A 26426-nucleotide genomic window follows, 5' to 3' on the forward strand; every position below is an offset into this window, starting at 1 on the left:
AAAACATGAGTGTAGAACAAACACAAATGCAAGCTAAGAGCAAATGGAGCCGTCTAACTCAGTCCAAATATTTTATCTACGTCTTAATTTCGCCGTTGTTTTTAGTGCTGTTAGCCTATGTTATTTATCCGTTTTATCAAACCTTTCTGCAAAGCTTGAATGGGGTAGAAGGCGGGATCAGCGGAGAAAACTATCAGCGTTTCTTCAGTTTAGCAAGTACCGCAAATTTAGAGGCGCTCTGGACGAGTGTCTATATTTCCATTATTAGCGTCATTACTTGTGCAATTGTCGGGGTAGGAATGGCCTTTTTAATGGAGAGATACAGTTTTCCCGGGCGAAAAATTTTATCGATATTAGTGCTCTTTCCTATGGCGCTTCCGCCGCTGATCGGGGCATTGTCCTTTACGTTTTTATACGGGGAAAGCGGGATAATTCCGCGCTTCTTTCAGGCTCTATTAAATACAGAAGAGGTTCCTTTTTCTCTTAAAGGCATCAGCGGAGTGATAGTGGTTCACACGTTTACGATGTATACCTACTTTTATCTGACGGCAACAGCAGCCATAAAAGAGCTGGACCCGTCATTAGAGGAGGCGGCAACCAGCCTAGGGGCTGGACGGATCAGGATTTGGAGAAAGGTTATTTTACCGATGCTTACTCCTGCGATGGTTGCTGCATCTTTGCTTGTTTTTATGATCTCGATGGCTTCCTACACAGCACCATTAATGTTTGGGGTCGAGAGAACGATGACGATGCAAATTTATCTCTCCCGTACCAATGGGAATCTGGATATGGCAGCGACTCAATCTACGATTCTATCGATTGTATCAATATCGTTTTTGATCATTATGAAATGGTATCAGGGCAGACGGAATTACCAAAATCAAAGCAAAGGGATCGGGGTGCACCGGACAGAGGTGCGTTCGAAGTGGATGAAATATTCGTCGATGGTTTTATCAACGATTGGCGTTATTATTTTGATTTTGCCAATTCTCGTGATTGTGCTGATTTCCTTCTCGGTTGATGGGGAGTGGACGGTGCAGATTATTCCGACCGCTTATACGCTCGACCATTATGTTGCCTTATTTACAGATGAGCGCACGTGGCGGCCAATCTGGAACAGTATTCAAATGAGCTTTGTCGCGACAATCGGAAACGTCATCTTTGGGGTAGCAGCAGCCTATGCGATGGTGCGGATGTCGTTTAAAGGTAAAACTCTCTTAGATGTACTAATCATGGTACCGTGGGCGCTTCCTGGAACGGTTGTAGCGGTTAACCTGATTGCTGCCTTTAGTGAACCAACTGTATTTAGTTTTAACCAAGTTTTAATCGGAACCTTCTGGATCCTGCCATTGGCTTATTTTGTCCGGCATCTGCCGCTCGTTTTCCGTTCAACCTCAGCCAGCCTGATGCAAATGGATCAGTCGATTGAGGAGGCGGCCCGCAGTCTGGGAGCGAGCTGGTGGTATACGTTTAGACGAGTTATTTTGCCAGTCACCGCGACCGGAATTTTAGCCGGGACGTTACTAGCGTTTGTGCAAGGAATCGGGGAGTTCGTTGCTTCCATCTTGATTTATGGTGTGACAACCATGCCGCTATCAGTCGCGATTTTTCAAAAATTGTATTCGTTTGACTTTGGAACAGCCTGCGCTTACGGTGTCCTCCAAATTGTCTTAATCATCATCGTTTTATTTATTTCGGAAAAAATCTCTGGCGGAAAAGCTGGAGCTGCGATGTAGATGGTAATGGTGCAACGAAATTTAGATAGGGAGAGGAAGGATTCGGATGAAGGCAAGTGATATCCATGGAAGAGATCATGAAAAGTTCCGGACCGCCAAGTTTGCCGTGCTCCCGTTAGGCAGCTTTGAATACCATGGTCCCCATTCACCCTATGGAACCGATTGTGTCTTAGCGGATGGGTTTGCCGGTCAAATAGATCCTGCGTTCGGCGGGTTGGTGTATCCGACTGTGCCATATACAGCCTGTCCGGGAAAAACGACAAAATATCCCGGCACGATTACGATTCGGCCATCCGTTATTCAGGAGTATGTGATCGATATTGTAGAGGGGATTATCAGGGGCGGTATCTCGAACATTATTTTATTAAATGCCCATGACGGAAATATGGGAGTATCGCGAACCGTCGCCGAGTATATCACCTCAAAATACGAGGATTCTCGGTTTCTATTAATCAATTGGTGGCAAATGGTTGAGATTGAAAAGGCGGAGGAACTTGGCCTCGTTGGCACAAAGGGCAGGGGGCATGGCGGGCCCTACGAGATGTCCGCTGCGAAGGCATTTCGGCCAGATTTAGTTCAGGTTGACGGAGCCGATCAGGAATTTAAGGAGGCAGCACCACTTTCCAAGCTTCCTTATATTCTAGTAGAAGGAAGGCCAGAAGCTTGGGACGGCTATACAGGGATGATTCAGCAAACGTCTCTAGAGCTTGGCGAAAAAATAGTGAAGGAAGCCACTCAGAATATGAATGCATTAATAAAAAATTGGCTACAAGCAGACGAGTGAAACGAAAGGAAGGACAATTATGGCACCACTCAGGGAACGACTTTTGGAAAAAGAGGGAACTCAATTTCCTTCCAAAACATACACAGAAATGGTATTAAAACCAGCGTTTGATGAAGCGAAAGGCAATTTTGTGGAGTCGATGATTCAAATCCATTTTGCTCATTTAATTATGCTGGTTGATGTTGGGCTTGTTTCAAAGACGGATGCCCGTAAAATTATCGCTGCGATTCATCATTTAAAAGTCCAGGATATTAAGGAAAGTGAATACGAAGCGAAATTCGAGGATTTATTTTTTAAAATTGAACAGCTGCTAATTGAAGACGCGGGCGATATTGCGGGGAATCTTCATATTGCGAGAAGCCGAAATGATATGGGGATTGCGCTCTACCGCATGACTTTACGCAAGAAAATTTTAGGATTGATGGAGTCTAGCCTGCTTCTGCGTGAGGCGTTAATTGAAATGACCCGTGAGCATATTGATACAGTTATGATCGGCTATACCCACACGCAGCAAGCACAGCCGACGACACTCGCACATTATTTTAATGCGATGACCGATATGCTGACGCGTGATATGGAGCGATTAAAAGCCGCTTATAAAACAGTGAACAGAAGCAGCATGGGCTCTGCTGCACTGACCACTTCCGGATTTGCGGTGAACCGTCAGCGCGTCCAGGAATTATTGGGATTTGAAGAATTAATTGATAATGCATGGGATGCGGTATCCGGTGCTGATTATATTGCTGAGACGGCTACAGCTGTACAATTGTCGGCGATTAATCTTGGGCGGTCGATTCAAGATTTTCTGTTGTGGGGCACACAGGAATTTGGCGCATTTTTACTGGCGACGCCTTACGTGCAAATCAGCTCGATCATGCCGCAAAAGCGGAATCCGGTTTCGATTGAGCATATGCGCGCATTGTTATCGAGTGTAACGGGTGATGCACAGACAATACTGTTAATGCTGCACAATACTCCGTTTGGCGATATTGTCGATACCGAGGATGACATGCAGCCATATATGTGGCGGGCGCTTGAGAAATTAGGCGGAATCTATCGCTTGCTTGCCAGCGTGTTGATCACGATGGAAGTCGATAAGCAGAAATTATTGGAGCGGGCGCAAAAGAGCTTTGCTAATGTAACGGAATTGGCTGATACGATTGTGCGCACTGACCGTTTATCCTTCCGCCAGGCACATCATATTGTGAGCGCAACGGTAAGGGAGCTTATGGAACATAAAGAGACCGAGTTAACTGCGTTAACCTTGTCGATTCTGAATAAGCATGCGGAAAAAATTGTAGGGCATTCGCTCAGTTTAACGGAGGAACAATTGAAGGAAACGCTCGATCCAGCTCACTTTGTAAAAATTCGTTCACTTGAAGGCGGTCCAAGTCCAGACCGGATGAAGCAAACGATTGAAAAGCGACTTAAGGACCAAAAACATTTAGAAGCGTGGTTACAGGAAAAACGCGCCCTCTTAGAAAAAGCGAATCAAGAGGTGAATACCATCTTGAAGAAGTGGATGGAAGAGGATGAGTAAAATGAGGTACCCGTTGCTTGCAATAGACGGAGGCGGTACGAAAACCATTGCCGTCGTGACAAATGAAAAGGGTGAAATAGTGGCTACTGGCCGGGCTGGGGCGACAAATTATCAGGTGGTTGGAGAAAAGCAGTCGCAGTTGGCGCTTCAGGCTGCGCTTCAGGCAGCGGTGGATGAGGTGCTGGCAGGGCAGGATGAAGCTGAGGCGGTTATGGCCGATCGGGAAACGGTAGCGTTTGACCGGGCCGTCTTTGCATTAGCCGGGATCGATACAAAACGGGATGAAACGGTTGTGAGAGAGATTGTGGCGTCTGCTTTGGCAGGATTACGGGTGGAAGTTGGAGAGGTTATCATTGAAAATGACTGTTTGTCTGCATTGCTTGGGGCAACAGGAAACTCACCAGGTGTGTTGTTGATCTCCGGAACTGGCTCGATCGTCTTTGCACATGACGGAAAGGGAGACTTTATCCGGGCTGGCGGCTGGGGCCATCGCGTCGGTGATGAAGGAAGCGGCTATTGGATTGGCAAGGAAGCGATCCGCTCAGTTCTGAAGATGTATGACGGACGAGTAAAAACGGAATCGATTTTGGCTCAGATGATTCTGGAGCACTTTGGTTTTGGGCACATCGAAGACCTTTATAACTGGGTATATAGTGAAAACTACTCCGTAGATGACGTCAGTGCCCTCTCTATGGTGGTTGAGAAAGCAGCGGAGCAAGGGGATCAGGTGAGCTGCTCAATCCTAGACAAAGCGGTAACCGAACTAGAACAATTGCTGTATGCGGTTTTGGACGGTGGCGGAAACGATGTCTTTCGCAGCGCCTTTTCGCTTGTCCTGCAGGGCGGAATCCTCCAGCACAACCGCTACATCCGCGAAAAAATCCTAGCCAGCCTAAACACAACCCATCCCCGCCTCCAGCTCATCACCACCCACCCCGAACCCATCCACAACATCATCCAGCGTGGGTTAGGGTGCTGAAGACTGGGCGATTCCAGGGTGTGCGTGTTACGCCCTGGATTTTTTGTTTCAGAATCAATCTTTCATAAAGACTGTTTAAAAGCTAAGTTTTTACACATATATAAAGACGTAAAATAATTTGGAAAATGTTGCGAGATTTCTTTTCTTCTATCCTCCAAAATTTTAAACAATCGACTGTTTCAAGATAAAAATGTTTGACATATGATTTTAGATGTAACTATAATGATTACAACGGGTAGGTGGTCATATGAAAATCAGCAGTCGCTTTACGGTCGCTGTCCATATACTTGCTTTAATTAGCATTCAAAAAAATGCTGTATGTACGTCTGAGTGGATTGCGCAAAGTGTTAACACAAATCCAGTAGTGATCCGAAAGATTTTAGGAAAGCTAAAGGAGGCAGGCTTTGTTCAGGTTCACCGGGGAGTGGGCGGGGCTGAGCTGCTAAAACCTTTAGCGGAAATAACGCTCTTGGATGTATATCACGCGGTCGAAGTTGTAGGAGAGGGTGAACTCTTTCAATTTCATGAACAGCCCAACCCAAATTGCCCAGTTGGAGCCAATATTCAAGGGGTTCTTGAACTCATCCTATTGAAGGCCCAAGCAGCAATGGAGAATGTTTTACAAGAGATATCGTTGGAAGAATTGGTGACCGTTTTGAATAAAAAAATTGGATAAATGGTTATTCAATTTTTTTTGGGACTGTTGTAATTGAAATGGTTACAACGAGATGACTTATCTGCCTGACAAAAGTCCATAATAAAAAAGGTTTACTTAATTATGGACCTAGTAGAAAAACCACATAGAAAAAATGGAGGGAAATCATTATGAAAATTGGAATTATCGGGGCATCGGGAAAAGCAGGAAGTCTAATTTTAAAAGAAGCTCAAGCAAGAGGTCACGAAGTAACAGCCATTGTCAGAAATGCGGCAAAGGTTTCTGATCAAAATGTAAATGTGCTAGAGAAAGATATTTTCGATCTAAAAGCAGAAGACTTAAAAGGATTTGACGCTGTCGTTAATGCATTTGGGGCTCCTCCTGGAAAAGAAGAACTTCATGTGGAAGCAGGAAGAGTTTTAATTGAAGCGATGAATGGAGCACCTGATACTCGTTTAATCGTAGTTGGCGGTGCAGGAAGTCTTTACGTAGACGAAGCTAAAACTGTTCAATTAATAGATACTCCTGAGTTTCCAAAAGAATACTATCCAACAGCTTCTAACCAAGCGAAAAATCTTGAGGACCTAAAAAATTCTAGCGGAATCAAATGGACCTTCATTAGTCCTGCTGCCTTTTTCGATCCGGCTGGAAAAAGAACAGGTACATACCAAAAAGGCGGAGAATCCTTTATGGTTAACCAGCAAGGCGAAAGCTATCTCAGCTACGCAGATTTCGCCGTTGCCGTCCTAGACGAAATCGAAAACCCGCAGCACATCAACCAACGCTTCACCCTTGTCTCAGAAAAAGCATAAAAACTCAAAGGTGTGTACCTATTCCATCGGTGCATGCCTGTCATGCCCCGATTATTTGATTTATAGAGGTTGACTTTCTGTGCCCTAGCGGCTGCGGGGCATAGGTTTGACACTTGTATAGAGAGAACTGCTTGATATTTAGCAGGTTCTCTTTTTTTTTTGTACTATTGATAAAATAATTGAGTTAGGATCCGCCGATAATCTTCCACTATATAACACAAAATCCCGCTTATTAACATATCAGGCAATTTTCCATAATATATTATATAAAAGTAGTAAATATCGTTGCATTTATCTTAAAACGACAACCCTCAACCAGAAAATGGACAAACTGTTGGTAAGGACAAATGTTGAAGTTAAGACAATCGTTTACTGTTGCAAAACTGGGTACAAAAACCCTAATTCATATTATTTTCATTTTAAAATTATTGTATGATAAAAATAGATAAAGAGCAGGGAGTGATAGGATGTCTTGGGAAAAAGAGTATGAAAAATGGGAGCAATTTAAAGGCTTAGAAGTGAATCTGAAAACAGTCTTAACTTCAATGACAGACAAAGAAAAAGAAGACAGCTTCTATAAACATCTAGAGTTTGGGACAGGCGGTATGCGCGGTGAACTTGGGCCTGGTACAAATCGGATGAACATATATACGGTGCGGCGCGCTGCGGAAGGGTTGGCAAAATATATTGTTGAACAGGGAGAAGAAGCGAAGCAGCGCGGTGTCGCTGTAGCCTATGATTCCCGCCATCAGTCCCCTGAGTTTGCCGTAGAGGTAGCAAAAACGATCGGTAAATATGGAATTAAATCTTATGTATTTAATAACTTGAGACCAACTCCTGAGCTTTCATTTGCTGTTCGCTATTACGGGGCCTATGCCGGCGTTGTCATTACCGCAAGCCATAACCCACCAGAATACAACGGATTTAAGGTATATGGAGAGGATGGCGGTCAGCTTCCTCCTGAGGCAGCAGATATCATTATTCGCTACATGAACCAGGTTACAAATGAGCTAACGGTTGAAGTAGCGGAAGAAAAAGTACTGCTAGAACAAGGAATTCTTCACTATATTGGTGCCGAAGTGGACCAAGCCTATATAGAAAAATTGAAAACGATTCAATTAAATCGGGAACTGGTCAGCCGCGTTAGTAAAGACCTGAAAATTGTCTTCACACCGCTTCACGGCACTGCCAATCAACCAGTCCGTGATGGATTGACGGCTTTTGGTTTTGAAAATGTAACAGTTGTGAAAGAACAAGAAGAACCAGACCCTAACTTTTCTACTGTCCAATCACCAAACCCTGAGGAGCATGCTGCATTTGAGATTGCAATTCGTTACGGAAAAGCAGCAGATGCCGATCTCCTGTTAGGAACTGATCCTGATGCGGACCGCCTAGGGGTTGCAGTGAAAAACGAAGATGGCGAATATGTTGTTTTAACTGGGAACCAAACCGGTGCCTTAATGCTCTATTATCTTTTATCACAAAAGCAAGAAAAAGGAATCCTCCCTGCAAACGGAGTGGTGTTAAAAACGATTGTTACCTCGGAAATTGGGCGTGCGATTGCCGAAAGCTTTGGGCTCACAACGATTGATGTGTTAACCGGATTTAAATTCATCGGCGAAAAAATTAAAGAGTACCAAACAACTGGTGAATACAGCTTCCAATTTGGTTATGAGGAAAGCTATGGGTATTTAATTGGCGATTTTGTCCGTGACAAAGATGCGGTCCAATCTGCTTTATTTGTAGCTGAAGTGGCGGCTTATTATAAAGCGCAGGGAAAAACCCTGTATGACGGGCTATTAGACATCTATCAAAAATATGGCTTTTACCGCGAAGGCTTAAAATCTTTAACTTTAAAAGGTAAAGATGGGGCCGAACAGATCCAGGGTATTCTCGAAAGCTTCCGCCAAGCTCCGCCGACTTCTATTAACGGAGTATCAATTGTAACAATCGAGGACTATCATTCTAGTGAGCGGGTTCATCCGCAAACAGGAGAAAATGAAAAAATCTATCTTCCAAGCTCAAACGTATTGAAATATTACTTAGAAGATGGCTCATGGTTCTGTGTTCGTCCATCTGGAACCGAGCCAAAGTGTAAGTTTTATTTTGCGGTTAAAGGAACGTCCCTCAAGAATAGTGAAGAGAGATTGAACCAGCTCCAAGCCGCCGTTATGGAGAAGGTGCAGGAATTAGTAAAAGCATAATTCGATGCGGGGCACAATTGGTGCTCCGCTCTTTACTGTTTTACCGAAATTCATGAAATTGTGGAACTTTAGGACAAGCCCGAGTATAATTTTACATGGAAATAGGTTATGACATAATGGTAGATAGAAAGGAGTCGATTTAACGATGAGTAAAGTATTAGTTTTTGGACATAAAAACCCTGATACAGATACAATCTGCTCTGCCATTGCATATGCAGAATTAAAAAATAAACTAGGGGTAGAGGCGGAACCAGTTCGGCTTGGAGCAATTAGTGGTGAAACACAATATGCCCTAGATACTTTTGGTGTAGCGGTACCTCGTTTAGTAGAAACGGTTGCAAACGAAGTAAGTGAGGTTATTTTAGTTGACCACAATGAGCGTCAGCAAAGCGCAAGCGACATTGACCAAGTCCGAGTGCTTGAAGTGATTGACCACCACAGAATCGCAAACTTTGAAACCAGTGATCCATTGTACTACCGCGCTGAACCAGTCGGATGTACAGCAACCATTTTATTAAAATTGTACAAGGAAAAAGGAGTAGAAATCCGCAAAGAAATCGCCGGATTAATGATATCTGCGATTATCTCCGACTCCTTATTGTTCAAGTCTCCAACCTGTACAGATGAAGATGTCGCAGCAGCCAAAGAATTAGCAGCGATTGCCGGAGTTGACGCAGAAAGCTATGGCCTAAACATGCTTAAAGCAGGAGCAGACTTAAGTGATAAAACCATCAAGGAACTTATTTCACTCGATGCAAAAGAGTTCCAAATGGGCAATGCGAAAGTCGAAATTGCGCAAGTGAACGCAGTTGACGTCAATGATGTTCTCTCTCGCCAAGCTGAAGTCGAAAGTGAACTCAGGCAGGTCATTGCTGAGAAAAACTTAGATCTATTCTTCTTCGTCGTTACCGATATTTTAAACAATGATTCTGTAGGTATCGCTTTAGGAGATAAAGCAAGTGCTGTTGAAGAAGCATTTGGTGTCAACCTTGAAAACAACAAATCCGTACTTAAAGGTGTCGTTTCCCGTAAAAAACAAATCGTCCCAGTCCTAACAGACGCCTTGTCAAAATAATCATATAAACAACAAAACAACTTTCCGTATCGGGCGGAAGGTTGTTTTTTTTGCAACAAGGGGACGGTTCTCGTGTTTCACTCCGAGGAAACAAGGGGACGGTTCTCGTGTTTCACTCCGAGTATCATTGAGGAGGTTCATTTAGCACAAATCCGAAACAGAAGAACCGTCCCTCTGTTTCACTCATGTTCACAATCCGGAACAGAAGAACCGTCCCTCTGTTTCAAAAAGCAACCGCCTAAGTCCAATGAGGGGAGGCGGTTGCTGTTTTGAAAACTGTTTATGGCTGCTGGATGAGATCAGGTGTTGCCGGCACCTGAATACCAGCGTGACCTAAGTTTCCAAAGAATCAAGTGTTACCAGCACCTGATCGTTTGTAGGTTTTACCGAAACAGCGTTCTTCATACACCATTATTTTGGAATGACAAGGTATTCCTGATCAGCAAATGATTGACCGGCCTGAACGCCAAGCTCGAAGGCGGTGTGCCCGGCAATTGTAAAGCACTCAGCTTCTATTTGTGTGAAGGAAGATTGTCGTGCTTCTGCTACCATTCTCTTATTTATTTGATCTAGCAGGAGCCCAATTTCTTCCTGGAATTTTGAGTCGGCTGTTCCGCTTGCTGCTTGATGACCAAGGGATACGCCTTTTGTGAATATTTCTAATGCATAGTGTTCAGTGAATCGTTCTAAAAATGGACTCGTTTTGAAATTATTCGCAGAAATAAGACCGGCATGGTGACGTGCTGCATTTCCTAATCGGCAAATAATTTTTCCAACGGCCTCTTCATAACTTTTTAAAACCATTTGTTCGACAGCTTCTGCCTCTTTTTTATAGATTGCTTTATCAGCTTTGTACTGAATCTCCCTTTTGGCATTAACCAGGTCGGCTTCAGATGAACCTGAAAGCACGGAAGCAATCTTTCGAAATAAACCCATTTGTTTCCTCCAATATTGGTAAATTTCCCCTTATTGATTCAGTAATCGAAATAATAGGAGTCCCTTTATTTTTCGGGTCCTTTTGAAAAATATTAATCCCCTTGAGAGATAAATTTCTCGAAGTGCTTCAATTTAGTAATTAAATCTCTAATAAATTTGACGATAAATAAAATATTCTTTGAATTTGCTTCATGTTTCCGTACTTTTACCGATAATTTAAGGAAGAATGTTCACATAAAGTAAAAATTTATGTAAAATAAAGAGGACTTATTACCTAGTACTATATTCCTTGTTCATTCGATAAAAGAGATCAAAACCAGATAAGCAGCGAAGCGGCCAAACCAACGAGGAGGTACATACATTATGGAGAAACAGAAGCTTCCACCACATACCATTACCCTGAAAAAAAGAGATATATTGGAGCGCAGAAACCATCTTAAGGATGATTTTTATCATGCGTTAACTGTATTGGGGTCTGAAAAAAGGTTTGGTCAATTATTAATGAATCCTAACGATTTCTCATTTGTTGAGGATTTATTTATCGAAATTGTATTAAATGAGAAAGTGTATGCCCTTTTACAAACACTAAAAAGCTGGGAGAAGTATTCCTATTTTCATTCGATAGATGTTTTTATCTCAGGTATTTTAGTTTTGAAGGAATTTCAGGCTGCTAACCTTGAAACCCTGGGAGCAGGGCTTTTACTTCATGATATCGGGAAAATTGAAATCCCAAAGGAGATTTTGGCAAAACCTGAATCACTTTCAGACGACGAATTTGTGAAAGTTATGGAGCATCCCTTAAAAGGGTACGAGATTTTGAAGAAATATTCATTTTCAGATCAAATTTGCAACATGGCCAGAGATCATCATGAACGCTTAGATGGAACAGGGTATCCATATCAGATCACCGAAAAAGATATACCAATCGAAACGAAAATTTTAATGATTGTCGATGTATATTCAGCTCTTACACTGGAAAGACCGTATCGGCCACCGATGTCTGCTCCTGATGCTATGCAGGTATTACTAAATGATTCCTGCCAGTTTGATACCCAATGCTTAGACAAGTTTATGAATATGGTTGATATTTTTCCGGAAAAAACAGCTGTACCAAGTTTCTCGTAAAACAAAAACCTGTAGCTGAAGTTGTTTTTCTGCTTCAGGTTTTTTTGCAGGTAAAAAAATTGGAACAAATTGTAGCCTTCACTCATCCCTCATCCTTATAAAATCCTCTTTCATTCGGTCCATTAGGGCTGCCATTTGTGCTCTGTTTGAATAAGCCTCTGGTTTAAAGGTTCCGTTATTAAAGCCGGTAATATGCCCTTGCTGATAAATTGCAATAATCGGTTTATACGACCAGCGATTCTCCTTGACATCAGAAAACGGGCTATCAGCCATAGGTTCGAGCGAATAGTTAAAAATATTATTTATAATTTGCGCCAGCTGTTCACGGGTAAGCGGGTCATTAGGACCGAAGACAGTGGGCTTTTTCCCATGCAAATACCCTAATTCTCTTGCAGTCTCTATTTCGTTTCTGGCCCAGTGACCCTTTAAATCGGTAAATTTATATTCTTTAGGTTTTATTTCATCTTTTCCGAGGGCACGGACTAAAATAGCAGCCCCTTGTGCACGGGTAAGAGTAGAGTTGGGTGCAAAGGTTGTACTCGTTGTTCCGAGCATCCAGCCTTCTTGCGAGACAAAATGTATATTTTTTTCGGCCCAAAAACCAACAGGGACATCATTAAAATAACGGCCATTTAACCAGAGCATGTAGTAATCCCACGTAGCTTTAGTCTCCTGAGATAAAGACCACGATCCCGTTCCGTAAATTCCGTATTTCATCGGAAGCCGAAGCTTCGATTTTATCGATCTTTCATTTTCATACCAAACAACATATTTTCCTTCTGTTAATTTGGTACTTCCCAAAAAAGTAGATTTTTCTCTTGGAATTGTAAATTCCGCGAATGGGGTCTGGCTCTTTTCGTCAAACTGGTAAGCTCCATTAAACTGATTGACGAGAGGCTCGACTTTGTTGATTGATATCCCTTTGCCCGTAATTACTTGATTTTCTAAGGTTGGACCGTCTAGCTTCCATAAACGGCCATAAAAGGGGAGGCCAATGACTATTTTATTTTTTGGTACGCCCTGATTTATCGCATATTGAATCGACCGTTCAGAAAACCCAATACTGGCAACAGGTCCAATTGGACTGTCCGGTGCTTCCCAGCTTTCATCGTAAGCCATGATCATCAGGTAATTGGCATAATTCGATAAAGCCTTATAATCATAAAAGCCGTGCCAGCCAATTTTCCAGTTGTTCGGATTAGCCGCAACAGCAACAGAAACCTCTTTTTGACTTGGAATTTTACTCCGCAGCAGCCCCACAAACTCGGTAAAAGCGTTCCGATACTCGTGGCCGACCCCTTCAATATCGACGTTCACTCCATCTAAATGATACATATCAATCGCTGCAGCAATATCCTCAACTAATGTTTCCTTGTTGTTTAATGCGCTAATCCCAGCGGTTTTATTCCAATGGTTTGATAAAAACGGAACCACTTTGATACCGCGTCTATGCATCTCTGAAATAAACAAAGATTGCAGGGTCCAATTCACATGTAATCTACCTTGATCGTTTATATCAAAATAATTAGGCGAAACAACAGTCAGGCTGCCATTTGTCCGATTGATGTGAGTGATGTACTGGTTTGGATTGCCAAAGTATAAGTAAGACATATTAAACTTAGCAATCGCGGCTGCAGCATTGGTTAAAAACATAACCAAAAATGAAAGGACTAGAATGATGAAGGTTTTTTTGTATTTCATAATCATATTCCTTTCAATGTATTTAAAAACTTCAAGAAGTTAATCGGCATAAAATGCTGCAAACTGATAAGCTTCTTCCTTAGGAGTAATCGTATATAGAATCCCATTATATTCAATCGTTCTTTGTTGAACAGGTTCAAAATTGGCATTAGGACCGATCCCAAACTCATTAAACAAGTAATCCGCATGATGAGGTTCTCTGCCTGGATTCAGGATTAAATAAATCTGGCTCATCGCTGTCAGCAGCTGAAAACGCTCTGTTAGTGTTTGCGCCCGTTCAGTTACTTGTAAACCTCTGATTTTGTCATCATAAACATATACACGTAAAACAAGGCCATTCTGGAAATCTGAAACATAGACATCCCCTTGGTCAATCGGGGTTTTTTCCAGCCTGCGAATCATTAATGCCGTACCTTGCTCCTCAGATAAAGCATTCCATCTCTCCTTAAAATCGTGAAAAGGAAGTCTGTCATCCTGAGAGACTGTTTCCGATTCTTCGGTTTGATCATCAACATCATTTGGCAGGAGCTGTGTCTCGTGCCGAATCTGTCCCGTAGGATTTTCAATCCTATTAGGGGCTGGCGGCAGCTGATTGGTTAATTCCTGATAAGGATCCGAACTATTAAGATTTTCCTCTGGCGTGGGACTGCACGATACCAGCAGGGTTACTGCAGTTAAACCGAGAGAAACTTTAAAAAACCGTTTCATAAAATCACCTTTCTTTTTGAACATGTTTGTTAGTGTTCTTCAAAAAGCGGTGAAATATAAGGGAGAAAGGGAAATTTTAGAAGTAATGGGAAGGGGAGTGAATGAAATGCCGGTTGGGAAGGGGGAGTTGAGATTAAACAAAAAAGGCGGAGTATTATGTGCGAAATTGTGGTGGGAATGCACGAAACCAAAGGGGAAATGCACGTACCCAAAGGAGGAATGCACGAAATTGCGGTGGGAATGCACGAAATCTGAAATGGTTTGCACGAAATCGGTACGGGGATGCACGATAATAGGAAAGAAATGCATGATATCATTAAGAGAATCCACGAAACCAGTCAAGTCAATTCATCGGACCAAGTAAAAGATAAAAAAAGGGGGTACTACTAAATTAAGGTACTCGGTCAATAAATGAATATCTATACTTCCTTCCTCTAAAATTACCAGTTGGAATTAGATTCATAGAGGCAAGGATTCGAGTTGCCGCGCCACGTGAGGATAAGAGGAGAAAATCACGGCAACTCTTATTATTAAGCTGCGAATTGAAGAGAAGAAAAAAATCCTCGATTGCTTGGTGATGAGCCGTTTTTGAACTTATTGAACAGTGAGGACAGATCCATTTTCCATGGGCTCTTTTCATTGCAAATTTTAAGCAGCCAGGACATTGGACACCTTTTATAATATCACTTCGATTTATTTGGAATGTTTTTAGAATGTCAATAAATAATGGAGTATCATATTGAAGAATTAATGAGCTGAGTTTTTTGAGGGAGACATGATTTAACCGGATCTTTTTATATTTTTCTTCAAGCTCTAAGGTCATTTGAAAAATTTGATCTAGATGCCGGATTTGTTTAAGAGAATCTAGTGGCATGTCGTCTGAAGCTTTTAAGATAGCTTTAGGATTGCTAAAAATAAGCGCAATCTCAATTGGGATATGACTTAAATTCTTATTTTGCAGCCACTTCATGAGCTGAACTCTTTGTAAATGAACCTGGGTTAACGGGTTGGAGAACCTTTCTACTTTTCCATTCTCATCTGTCCGAATAACCTGATCGAACTGCGCATCAAAATAGATTGTACCCGACCAATTCTTAACCTCCATAATTAATATAAAATTGGGACAAATGATAAGAGTATCCATTTGGAACGCATGATTGTTAAGGAGTCGAACATCATGTAAAATGTGGAATTTTTCATTGGCAATAAAGTCTAAGTAGTAGTCAACATCTTTTTCTCCCCGGTAACCAGACTCCCATTTCGGAAGGTCGGCCATGATCACGGACCTCATTTTATGATTCGGACTAATTCTATTAAGCAATGCTTTCTGCTTCCTTACTCTTAAGGAAGGCATTCTTGGTTTAATAACCAAATTATCACTCTCCTTTTATAAAGTTTCGTAATAATATTCTAAAAAAAGAAAGAGATTCCTTTTAAAAATTATTAAAATGTTAAAAATATGCACGGAATCGTTGCTGTCATGCATAAAACTAGGGTGGAAATGCACGAAATGGGGATGAATGCACGAAACCAAGAGAGGAATGCACGAAACCCAGGGGGAAATGCAAGAAACCAAGAGAGGAATGCACGAAACCCAGGGAGGAATGCACGAAACCAAGGGAGGAATGCACGAAACCAGGAGGAATACACGAAACCTGGAGAGGAATGCACGAAACCAGGAGGAATGCACGAAACCAAGAGAGGAATGCACGAAACCAAGAAAGGAATGCATGATACCAAGAGAGGAATGCACGAAACCCAGAGAGGAATGCACGAAACCAGGAGGAATGCACGAAACCAAGAAAGGAATGCACGAAACCAAGAGAGAAATGCACGAAACCCAAGGAGAAATGCATGAAACCAAGGAAGGATTGTACGAACGTTACCTACAGCAGCTACTTCCTCCGCCTACCCCACATTATTTTTTCAAAAATACAGTTGTTCGAAAATTAAAATAGTAATAAAGTTAAAGAAACAGATCATAGGGGGTTATGGATTGAAACCGATTATTGGGATTACATCACATGTGGAACTGGATAGTAAGCATACCTTGAATCATGATTATATTAAGGCTGTGCTGGAGGCAGGGGGAGTTCCCGTTATTTTGCCAATCGGGATTGATGATGATGTCGATCAGCTCCTGGAAAAGTTAGATGGGATCCTCGTTACAGGCGGAGGAGATATTGATCCGACTTTGTTTGGGGAGGAACCACATGCAAATTTAGGGGTGATTTCACCAGGGCGTGATAGCTCAGAGTTAGCGATTATTGGGAAGGCACTTGCCTTAAATAAGCCAATTTTGGCAATTTGCCGCGGCATTCAGATTCTAAATATTGCCGTGGGAGGCGATATGTATCAGGATATTTATGCACAAAGCGATCAGACTTTATTGCAACACTCCCAAAAGGCGAGCCGGTCTCACGTATCCCATTATGTTAATGTTGAAAAAAATAGTTTACTAGCTGATATTGCCGGGCAAACCAAATTCAAAGTGAATTCGTTCCATCACCAGGCGGTTCGCCATGTTCCGAAACCGCTGGCGATTTCGGGAACTGCATCTGACGGAATTATTGAAGCCATTGAAAGTGTCGAGCATAAATTTGTACTTGGCGTCCAATGGCATCCAGAACCATTGGCTGCCAATGGAGATGAGATTTCGAAAAAGATTTTTCAACGATTTATCCAATCTTGCTAAGAGGTGAAAAAGATGAATGTAATAGATTTACACTGTGACGCACTTATGAAATTGTACGACTCTAAAGGCAAATTAAAGTATGGTGATTCTCCAGAGCTTGATACGAATAAGAGAAGGCTTCAGGAAGGTGACGTTAAAGTCCAAGCGTTTGCAATTTTTATTGATCCATGGATGAAATCTGAGGAAAAGTGGCAGGCTGCACTTGACCAAGTGCATTACTTTTACACAGACGTTCTTGGCAACAACCCAGAAATGAAGCAAATCAAGGCGTGGGAGGATTTTGACCACTTAAAAGACGGCGAGATTGGTGCGATGTTAACCCTTGAAGGTGTGGATGCAATCGGAAATGATATGAATAAGCTGAGCATCCTTTATCAATTAGGGGTTCGTTCTGTTGGTTTGACCTGGAATAATGCGAATTTGGCTGCAGATGGAGCCGGTGAACTGCGCGGTGCGGGTCTGACTACGTTTGGCCTTGAAATTGTGGCGTTTCTCAATAAACATAAGATGCTAACAGATGTTTCCCATTTAAGTGAAAAGGCATTTTGGGATGTTATAGAATGTGCTGAATATCCGATTGCCAGTCACTCTAATGCGCGTGTGCTTTGCAATCACGTTCGTAACCTGTGGGATGATCAGATTAAAGCCATGTTTGCAAAAAATGGTTTAATTCATGTTGTTTTTTGCCCGCCGTTTATCAATGAGAGCGGCAAGGCAACCATTTCTGATTTAATTAAGCACATTGATCATCTTTGCTCATTAGGTGGAGTGAACCAAGTTGGCTTTGGTTCGGATTTTGACGGAATTACCACCTACCCTGAGAACTTAGAAGATTCCTCCATGTATCAAAATTTAATCAATGAGCTATTAAAATATTATTCTGAGGATCAGGTCAAGGGCTTTGCTTACCAAAACTTTTTAAATCACCGCCCCAAATAAACGATAAAAGTGGAAAAAAGTAAACTTATTAAACAAAAGCTAAGTCCAGCAAACCAATAAATTTTGGCAGAAGGAAAGGATTTACGATACGCGTGAATCCTTTCTTCTTTTTTTCCTTCAATTTGTTGTATAATCTGCTCTTTTTTACTAATTGTTTTAAAAAAATGCTTAGAACTTCGGATAAAAGCTGAGAAAAATTGCCCTTCTATTAAAAGCATAGCCCCGCCAATTATGAGCAGACCAAGCCCTATATAAAAAAGACTGTCCATCCAATACAAAAAGCTCCATGACTGATAAAAAATAATAGGGACCCCAAAGGATAAAATAAGCAAAGAACCTGTAATCGTAATAATATTTTTCATAGCTGACCAACTCCTATTTCTCTAGTATTTACAGTGTATCACGTTGAATAAATATTTCGAATAGTTTAATAGATATCTTGCTATTATTGGTTAGAACATTTACAATTATTAAAAAATTATCAATTTATAAAAAGAGGGGGAGCAGTGATGAAGCGAAGAAGATGGTTTTCACTATTAACGTTACTACTGATTGGAACCATGATTTTATCAGCATGTAATTTCAGTTCATCTAACGGTGAGACTGAGGGTGAAGGTGATACTGGAAATGGAAATGGTGAAGAAACTCCAGAAGTGGCACAAATTTTAAAAATGGATGCATCAGCTGATATTCCTACATTGGATTCGACAAAGGCTCACGACGGAGTAGCTTTTACCGTTTTAAATAATGTAAACGAGGGTCTGTATCGTCAGGATCAAAACAATCAGCCGATTTTAGCTATCGCTGAGACACATGACGAGAGTGATGATGGGTTAGTACATACCTTTACATTAAGAGATGCGAAGTGGAGTAATGGTGACCCTGTAACAGCCCAAGACTTTGAATTTGCCTGGAAGAGGGTTATGGCAGAAGCTGGTCCATATAATTTCATGTTTGTAACTGCAAGCGTTAAAAATGCAGAAAAGATTATAAATGGCGAGGCAACTGCTGACGAGTTAGGTGTAGTGGCGAAAGATGAAAAGACGTTGGAAGTTACACTTGAAGCTCCAAACCCATTATTTAAAACCTTATTAACTTTCCCGACATTCTTGCCGCAAAATCAGGCATTTGTTGAGGAACTGGGTGACCAATACGCATTAGAAGCGGAAAACATTTTGGCAAATGGTCCATTTAAATTAGTAGAGTGGACACAAGAGCAAGGCTGGAAATATGAAAAGAACCCGGATTATTGGGATGCAGCTAACGTAAAATTGGATGAAATTCATGTCACAGTTGTAAAAGATTCTATGACGTCAGCGAACCTATTCGAAGAAGGTACCATCGATCGTACGACGTTATCTGCTGAACTAGTTGACCAGTATACATCTCATGAAGACTTTTCAATTTCAAAACAATCGGGAATTGGGTTCTTGCGTTTCAATCATAATCACCCAGCACTATCTAATGTGAATATCCGCAGAGCGATTGATATGGCGATTGATAAACAAGGTTTGACAGATGTTATTCTGAAAAACGGTGCACAGCCATTGTACGGAGTTGTCCCAGCTGGCTTCTACTTCTCACCTGACCAAAAGGATTACCGTGAGTTAAACGGTGACTTTAATAAAGGAACAGTAGAAGAAGCTCAGGAGTTATGGCAGCAAGGTTTAGAAGAGATTGGCCAAGATAGCGTAGCAGTATCGATTAATACTTCAGACGCAGAGTCAAGCAAGAAAATGGCTGAGTATCTGCAAGCGCAGCTGCAAGAGAAACTTCCAGGATTTACGCTTGAAATTAAAGCAGTTCCATTTGCACAGCGTCTAGAAATTGAAAAAGCGGTTGAATATGATCTTTCTCTCTCAACTTGGGGACCAGATTACAGTGACCCGATGACATATCTTGATATGTGGGTGGAAGGTGCCTCTACAAACAGAATGGATTACGTCAATAAAGACCTCAATGCTCTAGTAGATCAAGCGAGAACAGAAACGGATCCTAGTGCACGTTATCAGATGCTTCTTGATATTGAAAAAATCCTGCTTGAGGAAGATGCAGCCATTGCACCTTTATACCAATCAGGTCTGGCTCTATTACAGCGCAGTAAGATTAAGGGGTTAGTCGAACATCCAACTGGTGCTGAATTCACCTTTAAATGGGCATACATTGAAGAATAAGCAACACGAGCAAATGCGGCAGAAAAGCGAGGGTGTATCAACTGGTGCACTCTCGTTTTCTTTTAAACTTCCTGTAAGTCTAAAAAGCTTTTAAAAGAAATGAGGTGTTCATGTGCAACGATATTTCTTACAACGACTAGGCTATATGCTCATCACGTTATTTATTATTGTAACGATGACATTCTTTCTAATGAAGTTACTTCCTGGAACACCGTATACCAACCCTGAAAAATTAACGGACCAGCAAATAGCTGTTTTAAATGCAAAATATGGTCTGGACAAGCCTGTGGCCATTCAATACGTTCAATATTTAGGAAATCTGATTCAGGGCGATCTTGGTTATTCCTTTCAAAAAGTCGGGCGAACGGTTGAAAGTATGATAGGAGATCGAATTGGCCCTTCTGCCTTAATTGGTTTTCAAGCCCTTGTCTTTGGAACAATAGTGGGGCTTGCCCTCGGTATTCTATCTGCATTGCGGCATAATACGATTTTTGACTATGGTTCTGTGATCCTGGCTGTGCTTGGGATGTCCATTCCTTCATTCGTCTTTGCAGCCTTACTCCAATATTTTATCGGTCTGAAATTAGGCTGGCTCCCAGTTGCATTGTGGGATAGCTATGAATATTCAATTCTCCCATCTCTTGCTCTGTCCGTTACGGTAATTGCGACCGTTGCCCGATTTATCCGGAGCGAAATGCTTGAGGTATTAGGCCACGACTATGTCATAACAGCAAGGGCGAAGGGAATCAGTGAATCTAGTGTAATTGCTAAGCACGTGATTCGTAATGCCCTGATTCCAGTTGTGACGATGCTCGGACCTCTTGCGGTATCGATTATGACAGGAACACTTGTTATTGAAAAAATATTTTCTGTACCGGGATTAGGGGAACAATTTACTTTATCCATCCTCGTGCTCGATTACAGTGTCATTATGGGAATTACGATTTTCTATAGTACCCTGTTTATTCTGGTCGTATTTATCGTCGATATTTTATACGGAATATTAGATCCTCGGATTAATCTAAAGCGAGGTGAAGCAGCATGAAGCTAGAGACTAACAAGTCGACTAAAGCAGTCATTCAAAAAAACTCTCTTCAACAATCACAAACAGTCCCAGCTGAAATTACAGATGATTTGTTTGTTGCAGCCCCCCTTAATCCGGAGAAAGCAGAGGAAATCACAAGTCCGCCGATGTCGTTCTGGAAGGAAGCCTTTTATCGCCTTGCCAAAAATAAAGGGGCGATGATTTCTCTCGTCCTTTTAGTAATCCTTGGTGCGATAGCGATAATCGGTCCGCTTTTAACGGATTATCGGTATGATCAGCAAAATATTGCTCATACGAACCTGCCGCCCAAAATAGAAGGATTAGAGCGGCTAGGATTTGATGGGATAGACGCAAATGGGGTCGATCAATATGAAACCCGCGGAATCGAAGAAAATCATTGGTTTGGAACCGATGAATTTGGCCGTGATTTGTGGACAAGGATTTGGACAGGCACTCAGATTTCCTTATTTATCGCAATCGTTGCCGCACTTCTCGATCTTGTTATCGGTGTCGTCTATGGTGGATTCTCTGCCTTCTTTGGCGGTAGGGTTGATAATGTAATGCAGCGGATTGTCGAGGTATTGGTAGGGATTCCGAATCTCATCGTGATCATTTTATTTATCCTTATTTTAGAGCCTGGCATCCGATCGATTATTTTAGCGATGATTATCACCGGTTGGGTTGGGATGGCCAGGATTGTTCGCGGACAAGTCCTGCAATTAAAGGGGCAGGAATTTGTCCTTGCTTCTAGGACTCTCGGTGCTTCCAATTCGCGTTTAATTTGGAAGCATTTATTGCCAAATGTAATGGGTCCTATTATTGTAACCGTGATGTTCACAATCCCAACTGCGATCTTTTTCGAAGCATTTTTAAGTTTCATAGGTTTAGGTCTTCAGGCACCGCTGGCTTCGTTAGGTGTATTAATTGAAGACGGGTATCAAGCGATGAGGTTCCACACCTATAAGCTGTTCCTCCCAGCATTGATTATTAGTGTGACCATGATTTGTTTCAACTTGTTAGCAGATGGACTTCGAGATGCGCTCGATCCGAAAATGAGGAAATAGGGGAGGAGCGATATTATGACAGAAACGATATTAAATGTAGACAATTTGCATATATCCTTTAAGACCCAAACTGGGACAGTCAGTGCAGTCAGAGGTGTAAATTTCGAACTAAAAAAGGGAGAAACGCTTGCCATCGTAGGTGAATCAGGCTCAGGAAAGTCTGTCACAGCTAAGTCAATTATGCGTCTATTGCCTAAGCATAACACCATCATCTCTGACGGGAAAATCACCTATGAAAATAAAAGCCTCTTAGACTTATCGGGTAAAGACATAGCCCATATTAGAGGATCTGAAATATCGATGGTCTTTCAGGATCCGATGACCTCTTTAAATCCTACGATGAAAATTGGAAAACAGATTATGGAGGGTTTAATAAAGCACCAAAGCCTGTCCAAAAATGAAGCCAAAAAACGGGCTGCTGAAATGCTGGCGATGGTTGGGATCCCAAATCCTGCGGAACGATTGAATGCGTATCCTCATCAATTTTCTGGCGGGATGCGGCAGCGGGTTGTGATTGCAATGGCACTTGCATGTAATCCGAAGATTCTCATTGCCGACGAGCCTACAACAGCACTGGACGTTACGATTCAGGCGCAAATTCTGGATTTAATGAAGGATCTCCAGCAAAAAACGGGGACTGCGATTATTTTAATTACGCATGACCTTGGGGTAGTTGCTAATATGGCTGATCGGGTTGCCGTTATGTATGCAGGAAAAATTGTAGAACAGGGAACACTTGATGAAATTTTCTATAGCCCTCAGCATCCATACACGCTGGGACTTTTACAATCGATGCCAAAACTGCATGCTAAACGGTCGGAAGCTCTTATTCCGATCCCAGGAACACCGCCAGATATGGCAACCTTAGGAAGCGGCTGCTCCTTTGCAGCTCGCTGCCCCTATACCATGAAGGTTTGCCATCATTTTTCGCCAGAAGAAACAACGGTTGAAGGCAATCATACTGTTTCATGCTGGCTACAGGATAAGCGGACACCTGCGGACCTCCGTCCAGCGGCGATTGTAGGGGGTGTGACAAATGAGCGCCAATGAAGTTTTAGTTGAAGTAAAAGACCTCGAGAAGCATTTTAAATTGGGTAAAAATAGCATCCTCCGTGCAGTGGATGGCATTAGTTTTTCCATTCATAAGGGGGAGACGCTTGGCCTGGTTGGAGAATCAGGATGCGGAAAATCAACAGTTGGCCGAACCATTACCCAGCTATACTCACTAACCGGCGGTGAAGTTCTTTTTAACCAAGAGAGGCTTCATATGGCAAGGTCTAAAGAAGAACAAAAGAAATTCAAACGCAGTATGCAAATGATATTCCAAGACCCATATTCATCCCTGAATCCGCGGATGACGGTGCAGGAGATCATTGGGGAAGGGCTTCTAATCCATCGCCCGAACATGTCTAAGAAAGAACGGGATTACCGGGTTGTTGAATTATTAGAACTAGTAGGACTCAACCAAAAGCATGCCTACCGTTATCCCCATGAATTCAGCGGCGGACAAAGACAGCGGGTCGGGATTGCCCGTGCGCTGGCAGTCGAGCCGCAATTTATTGTAGCGGATGAACCAATTGCAGCATTGGATGTATCAATCCAGGCGCAAATTGTTAATCTTTTGAAAAACCTGCAAGAGGAAAAAGGGTTAACCTATTTGTTCATTGCCCACGATTTATCGATGGTCAAGCACATCAGCGACCGAATTGCGGTTATGTATCTAGGTAAAATCGTTGAAATGGGTGACAGTGAAGAGCTATATGAAAAACCGCTGCACCCTTATACAGAAGCACTGCTGTCAGCAATTCCGCTGCCTGATCCAAAGCTTGAACGAAGCAGGGAACGGATTATCTTAAAAGGAGACGTCCCGAGTCCAACGAATCTTCCAAGCGGCTGCCGCTTCCGGACGCGCTGCCCAAAAGCAATGGATATTTGTTCACAAATAGAGCCAGCATTTAGGGAAGCAGAGCCGGGCCGGTTTGTGGCGTGTCATTTGTTTGAGTAAGAGGTTAATAGTTTGAGTTTTGCGGTTAGCCCACGGTGGTGGTGGGCTAGCCGTTTTTTTTGGACCATAAGGGAGGGAATTGTAATAAAGGCCGGCTAATAAGGAAATGCACGAATCCCTAAATTAAAATTAAACTAAATATTGAGAAAATTCGTCAAATATGTTATCCTCTTTTAAAGGATTTCCTTCATATTATTTATTTTTGAAGGCTTTCCTTCTTACGTCCTGATTATTAGAATATTAAAGTCTAAAAATAGGAGTCTACCATGCAGCATTTGAAGATGTCGATTGAGAGTAATTTTAATAAATTATCTAAAGGGGTTCAAAAGGTTGCGAGTTATTTTTTAAAGGACCCTGAGGTGTTTGCTGTGTATCCGGCTGATCAGATTGGCAAGACAATCGGGGTGAGTGAGACGACTGTCATTCGTTTTTGCCAGACACTCGGATTTAAAGGATATAGTGGATTTCAAAAGAAGATTCAGGAGAGTGTGTTAAACCGAAGGAGCAGCCTTTCAGATTATCAGTCTGGTAAACGGGCGATTAAAGAATCATCAAATTTTCTCCAGGAGGTTATGTTTACTGACGCACAAAACATTGAGAAAGTGGCGGCTCAATTAAGTGAACAAGATTTTCTTCAGGCTGTTCACAGTTTGGCCACTGCTGATCAGGTATTAGTGGCGGGGGTGCGATCCTCTTATTCCTTGGCAAGCTGGTTTAGTTTTAGCCTTGAATTAATTCAAGGGAAAGTAAAGCAATACCGTTCAAACCATGATGACATTCTTCTGTTGTTTAGTGAAATAAATAGCAATAAAGTATTGGTCGCATTTTCGTTTCACCGCTATGCATTAGAAACTATTAATCTGGCAAAAGAAGCGAAGAAGCGAGGGGCTTATGTTATTGGCATCACCGATTCCGCAGTAGCCCCGATTCGAGAACACTGTGATTTATTATTACCGGTCGAGCTTCCCGTTCCATCGACGCTTGATGCGACTCCGGCTGCTTTTTCTTTATTAAATGCGATTATCGCGGGCGTCGCAGTGCAAAATGGAGAAGAATTTGAAAGAAGAAGAAAGAAATTTGAGTCTGTTCAATTGGATCACTATTTTGTGAATTAACGAGAAAGAAGGTTTATGATTGTGGTTGAAGTTTCTGAGAAGGTTTATCATGATTTCAAACACCTCCACGCAAATCCGGAGGTGAGCTGGAAGGAAGAGAAAACGACGCAATACATTGCTTCCATATTAAAAGAAAATGGCTGCCGCGTGCAGACGTTTGCTGATTGTACTGGTGTCATAGGAGAAATAGGAGAAGGGAAACCGGTTGTGGCTGTCCGTGCCGATATCGATGCCCTCTGGCAGGAAGTAGACGGCGAGTTTCGTGCCAACCATTCTTGCGGACATGATGCCCATATGGCCATGGTTTTAGGTGTTTTGTATTCCTTAAAAAATCAAACCTTAAAAGGGACTGTCCGCTTTATCTTTCAGCCGGCTGAAGAAAAGGGAACTGGAGCACTGAAAATGGTAGAAAAGGGTGTCGTGGATGATGTGGATTATCTATTTGGTGCACACCTCAGACCGATACAGGAAATCCCGCACGGAACGGCATCACCTGTTATCCTCCATGGAGCAGCCCGTTTTATCAAGGGAAGAATTACAGGAGAGGATAGTCACGGTGCACGCCCTCATTTAACGGCGAACGCGATTGAGGTTGGGGCCGATCTGGTTAAATTGATTCACGGTATCCACCTAGACCCGATGGTGCCTCACTCTGCTAAAATGACAGCGTTTCAGGCAGGCGGGGAAAGCTCAAATATTATCCCGGGTTCTGCGACCTTCAGTTTAGACATCCGCTCGCAAACGAATGAGATTATGGAGGCTTTGGTTAAAAAAATCGAAGCGGGTGCAGAGATGTTAGCCCAATACCATGGGGTGAAAATTGAATTGGAAACCCGTGCAAATGTAGCGGCAGCTGTTCCAAATCAAGAGGCACAGGCCAAACTTGCAAAAGCGATTGAAGCGGTATTAGGAAAAGAAAATCTTAAAGCGCCGCTTATAACCACCGGCGGCGACGATTTTCATTTTTACACGATTAAACGCCCGCATTTAAAAGCAACGATGCTTGGATTAGGTTGTGACCTGCAGCCTGGGCTTCATCATCCCAACATGACGTTTAATCATGGAGCTTTAATGCATGGGGTTCAGATTTTAACGAAAGCGATTGTTGAGACATTAGGTGAAGGCAGGTAGTAA

The 26426-nt window shown here is 42.2% G+C and carries 24 protein-coding genes; 19 read left to right on the top strand and 5 right to left on the bottom strand.

The window, feature by feature from the left end:
- The first annotated feature begins 5 nt into the window (after nucleotides 1-5).
- From CRO56_RS02820 to CRO56_RS02855, 8 genes are all read left to right on the top strand, one after another.
- A complete protein-coding gene (locus CRO56_RS02820; protein WP_097157056.1) occupies nucleotides 6-1736 on the top strand; it encodes an ABC transporter permease in 1731 nt (576 codons plus the stop codon).
- A 46-nt stretch (nucleotides 1737-1782) separates the two neighbouring features.
- Complete coding sequence (locus tag CRO56_RS02825) at nucleotides 1783-2520, top strand: creatininase family protein (protein ID WP_097157057.1); 738 nt, start codon at nucleotides 1783-1785, stop codon at nucleotides 2518-2520.
- 19 nt (nucleotides 2521-2539) lie between these two features.
- Complete coding sequence (gene argH, locus CRO56_RS02830; RefSeq protein ID WP_097157058.1) at nucleotides 2540-4060, top strand: argininosuccinate lyase; 1521 nt, start codon at nucleotides 2540-2542, stop codon at nucleotides 4058-4060.
- Nucleotides 4061-4073: 13 nt separating this feature from the next.
- A complete protein-coding gene (locus tag CRO56_RS02835) occupies nucleotides 4074-5039 on the top strand; it encodes an N-acetylglucosamine kinase (protein WP_245855552.1) in 966 nt (321 codons plus the stop codon).
- A gap of 247 nt (nucleotides 5040-5286) precedes the next feature.
- The gene (locus CRO56_RS02840) at nucleotides 5287-5715 is read left to right on the top strand and encodes an Rrf2 family transcriptional regulator (protein ID WP_097157060.1); all 429 of its coding nucleotides are present in this window, start codon (nucleotides 5287-5289) and stop codon (nucleotides 5713-5715) included.
- A gap of 149 nt (nucleotides 5716-5864) precedes the next feature.
- Nucleotides 5865-6506 carry an NAD(P)-dependent oxidoreductase gene (locus tag CRO56_RS02845; protein WP_097157061.1) on the top strand — a complete coding sequence of 214 codons (642 nt, stop codon included), beginning with the start codon at nucleotides 5865-5867 and terminating at the stop codon, nucleotides 6504-6506.
- Between the two features lie 467 nt (nucleotides 6507-6973).
- The gene (locus tag CRO56_RS02850) at nucleotides 6974-8710 is read left to right on the top strand and encodes a phospho-sugar mutase (protein ID WP_097157062.1); all 1737 of its coding nucleotides are present in this window, start codon (nucleotides 6974-6976) and stop codon (nucleotides 8708-8710) included.
- Between the two features lie 145 nt (nucleotides 8711-8855).
- Entirely contained in the window at nucleotides 8856-9785 is a 930-nt protein-coding gene (locus CRO56_RS02855) for a manganese-dependent inorganic pyrophosphatase (protein ID WP_097157063.1), read from the top strand.
- A gap of 411 nt (nucleotides 9786-10196) precedes the next feature.
- On the opposite strand, the gene CRO56_RS02860 is transcribed toward CRO56_RS02855, so the two are convergent.
- Nucleotides 10197-10721 (bottom strand): hypothetical protein, encoded by a 525-nt coding sequence (locus CRO56_RS02860; RefSeq protein WP_097157064.1) that lies wholly within the window; start codon nucleotides 10719-10721, stop codon nucleotides 10197-10199.
- A gap of 363 nt (nucleotides 10722-11084) precedes the next feature.
- Between CRO56_RS02860 and CRO56_RS02865 the strand changes: the two genes are divergently transcribed.
- Nucleotides 11085-11846 carry an HD-GYP domain-containing protein gene (locus tag CRO56_RS02865; protein WP_097157065.1) on the top strand — a complete coding sequence of 254 codons (762 nt, stop codon included), beginning with the start codon at nucleotides 11085-11087 and terminating at the stop codon, nucleotides 11844-11846.
- A gap of 78 nt (nucleotides 11847-11924) precedes the next feature.
- Here the strand turns inward: CRO56_RS02865 and CRO56_RS02870 are convergent, their stop codons facing one another.
- From CRO56_RS02870 to CRO56_RS02880, 3 genes are all read right to left on the bottom strand, one after another.
- Entirely contained in the window at nucleotides 11925-13547 is a 1623-nt protein-coding gene (locus CRO56_RS02870) for a glycosyl hydrolase family 18 protein (RefSeq protein ID WP_179714147.1), read from the bottom strand.
- A 39-nt stretch (nucleotides 13548-13586) separates the two neighbouring features.
- Nucleotides 13587-14255, bottom strand: a complete 669-nt coding sequence (locus tag CRO56_RS02875) for a hypothetical protein (protein WP_097157067.1) — start codon at nucleotides 14253-14255, stop codon at nucleotides 13587-13589.
- Between the two features lie 391 nt (nucleotides 14256-14646).
- Nucleotides 14647-15627, bottom strand: a complete 981-nt coding sequence (locus tag CRO56_RS02880; protein ID WP_097157068.1) for a nuclease-related domain-containing protein — start codon at nucleotides 15625-15627, stop codon at nucleotides 14647-14649.
- Nucleotides 15628-15775: 148 nt separating this feature from the next.
- On the opposite strand from CRO56_RS02880, the gene CRO56_RS02885 reads away from it, so the two are divergent.
- Genes CRO56_RS02885 through CRO56_RS02895 form a run of 3 tightly spaced genes read left to right on the top strand, consistent with a single transcriptional unit; the run spans nucleotide 15776 to nucleotide 17889 of the window.
- The gene (locus CRO56_RS02885; protein ID WP_097157069.1) at nucleotides 15776-16213 is read left to right on the top strand and encodes a hypothetical protein; all 438 of its coding nucleotides are present in this window, start codon (nucleotides 15776-15778) and stop codon (nucleotides 16211-16213) included.
- A 38-nt stretch (nucleotides 16214-16251) separates the two neighbouring features.
- Entirely contained in the window at nucleotides 16252-16950 is a 699-nt protein-coding gene (locus CRO56_RS02890; RefSeq protein WP_097157070.1) for a gamma-glutamyl-gamma-aminobutyrate hydrolase family protein, read from the top strand.
- 12 nt (nucleotides 16951-16962) lie between these two features.
- Nucleotides 16963-17889, top strand: coding sequence for a dipeptidase (locus tag CRO56_RS02895; protein ID WP_097157071.1), 927 nt, complete (start codon nucleotides 16963-16965; stop codon nucleotides 17887-17889).
- Here CRO56_RS02895 and CRO56_RS02900 read toward each other — a convergent pair.
- A complete protein-coding gene (locus CRO56_RS02900; RefSeq protein WP_097157072.1) occupies nucleotides 17874-18251 on the bottom strand; it encodes a DUF3899 domain-containing protein in 378 nt (125 codons plus the stop codon). The genes CRO56_RS02895 and CRO56_RS02900 overlap by 16 nt on opposite strands.
- A gap of 147 nt (nucleotides 18252-18398) precedes the next feature.
- Here CRO56_RS02900 and CRO56_RS02905 point away from each other — a divergent pair, with 147 nt between their 5' ends.
- The 7 genes from CRO56_RS02905 (at nucleotide 18399) to CRO56_RS02935 (ending at nucleotide 26423) form a co-directional block, all read left to right on the top strand.
- Nucleotides 18399-20063, top strand: a complete 1665-nt coding sequence (locus CRO56_RS02905; protein WP_097157073.1) for a peptide ABC transporter substrate-binding protein — start codon at nucleotides 18399-18401, stop codon at nucleotides 20061-20063.
- Between the two features lie 112 nt (nucleotides 20064-20175).
- Nucleotides 20176-21108 carry an oligopeptide ABC transporter permease gene (opp3b, locus tag CRO56_RS02910; RefSeq protein WP_097157074.1) on the top strand — a complete coding sequence of 311 codons (933 nt, stop codon included), beginning with the start codon at nucleotides 20176-20178 and terminating at the stop codon, nucleotides 21106-21108.
- A complete protein-coding gene (gene opp3C, locus CRO56_RS02915; RefSeq protein WP_097157075.1) occupies nucleotides 21105-22172 on the top strand; it encodes an oligopeptide ABC transporter permease in 1068 nt (355 codons plus the stop codon). Before opp3b ends, opp3C begins: the two co-directional genes overlap by 4 nt.
- 15 nt (nucleotides 22173-22187) lie before the next feature.
- A complete protein-coding gene (locus CRO56_RS02920; RefSeq protein WP_097157076.1) occupies nucleotides 22188-23222 on the top strand; it encodes an ABC transporter ATP-binding protein in 1035 nt (344 codons plus the stop codon).
- Nucleotides 23209-24177: an ABC transporter ATP-binding protein gene (locus tag CRO56_RS02925; protein ID WP_097157077.1), complete on the top strand. Its 969-nt coding sequence runs from the start codon at nucleotides 23209-23211 to the stop codon at nucleotides 24175-24177. The genes CRO56_RS02920 and CRO56_RS02925 overlap by 14 nt, the downstream gene beginning before the upstream one ends.
- Before the next feature lie 266 nt (nucleotides 24178-24443).
- Entirely contained in the window at nucleotides 24444-25292 is an 849-nt protein-coding gene (locus CRO56_RS02930) for a MurR/RpiR family transcriptional regulator (RefSeq protein ID WP_097157078.1), read from the top strand.
- Between the two features lie 15 nt (nucleotides 25293-25307).
- Nucleotides 25308-26423: a M20 peptidase aminoacylase family protein gene (locus tag CRO56_RS02935; RefSeq protein ID WP_097157079.1), complete on the top strand. Its 1116-nt coding sequence runs from the start codon at nucleotides 25308-25310 to the stop codon at nucleotides 26421-26423.
- Nucleotides 26424-26426 lie beyond the last annotated feature (3 nt).

This window comes from Bacillus oleivorans, assembly GCF_900207585.1.
GTDB classification, from domain to species: domain Bacteria; phylum Bacillota; class Bacilli; order Bacillales; family JC228; genus Bacillus_BF; species Bacillus_BF oleivorans.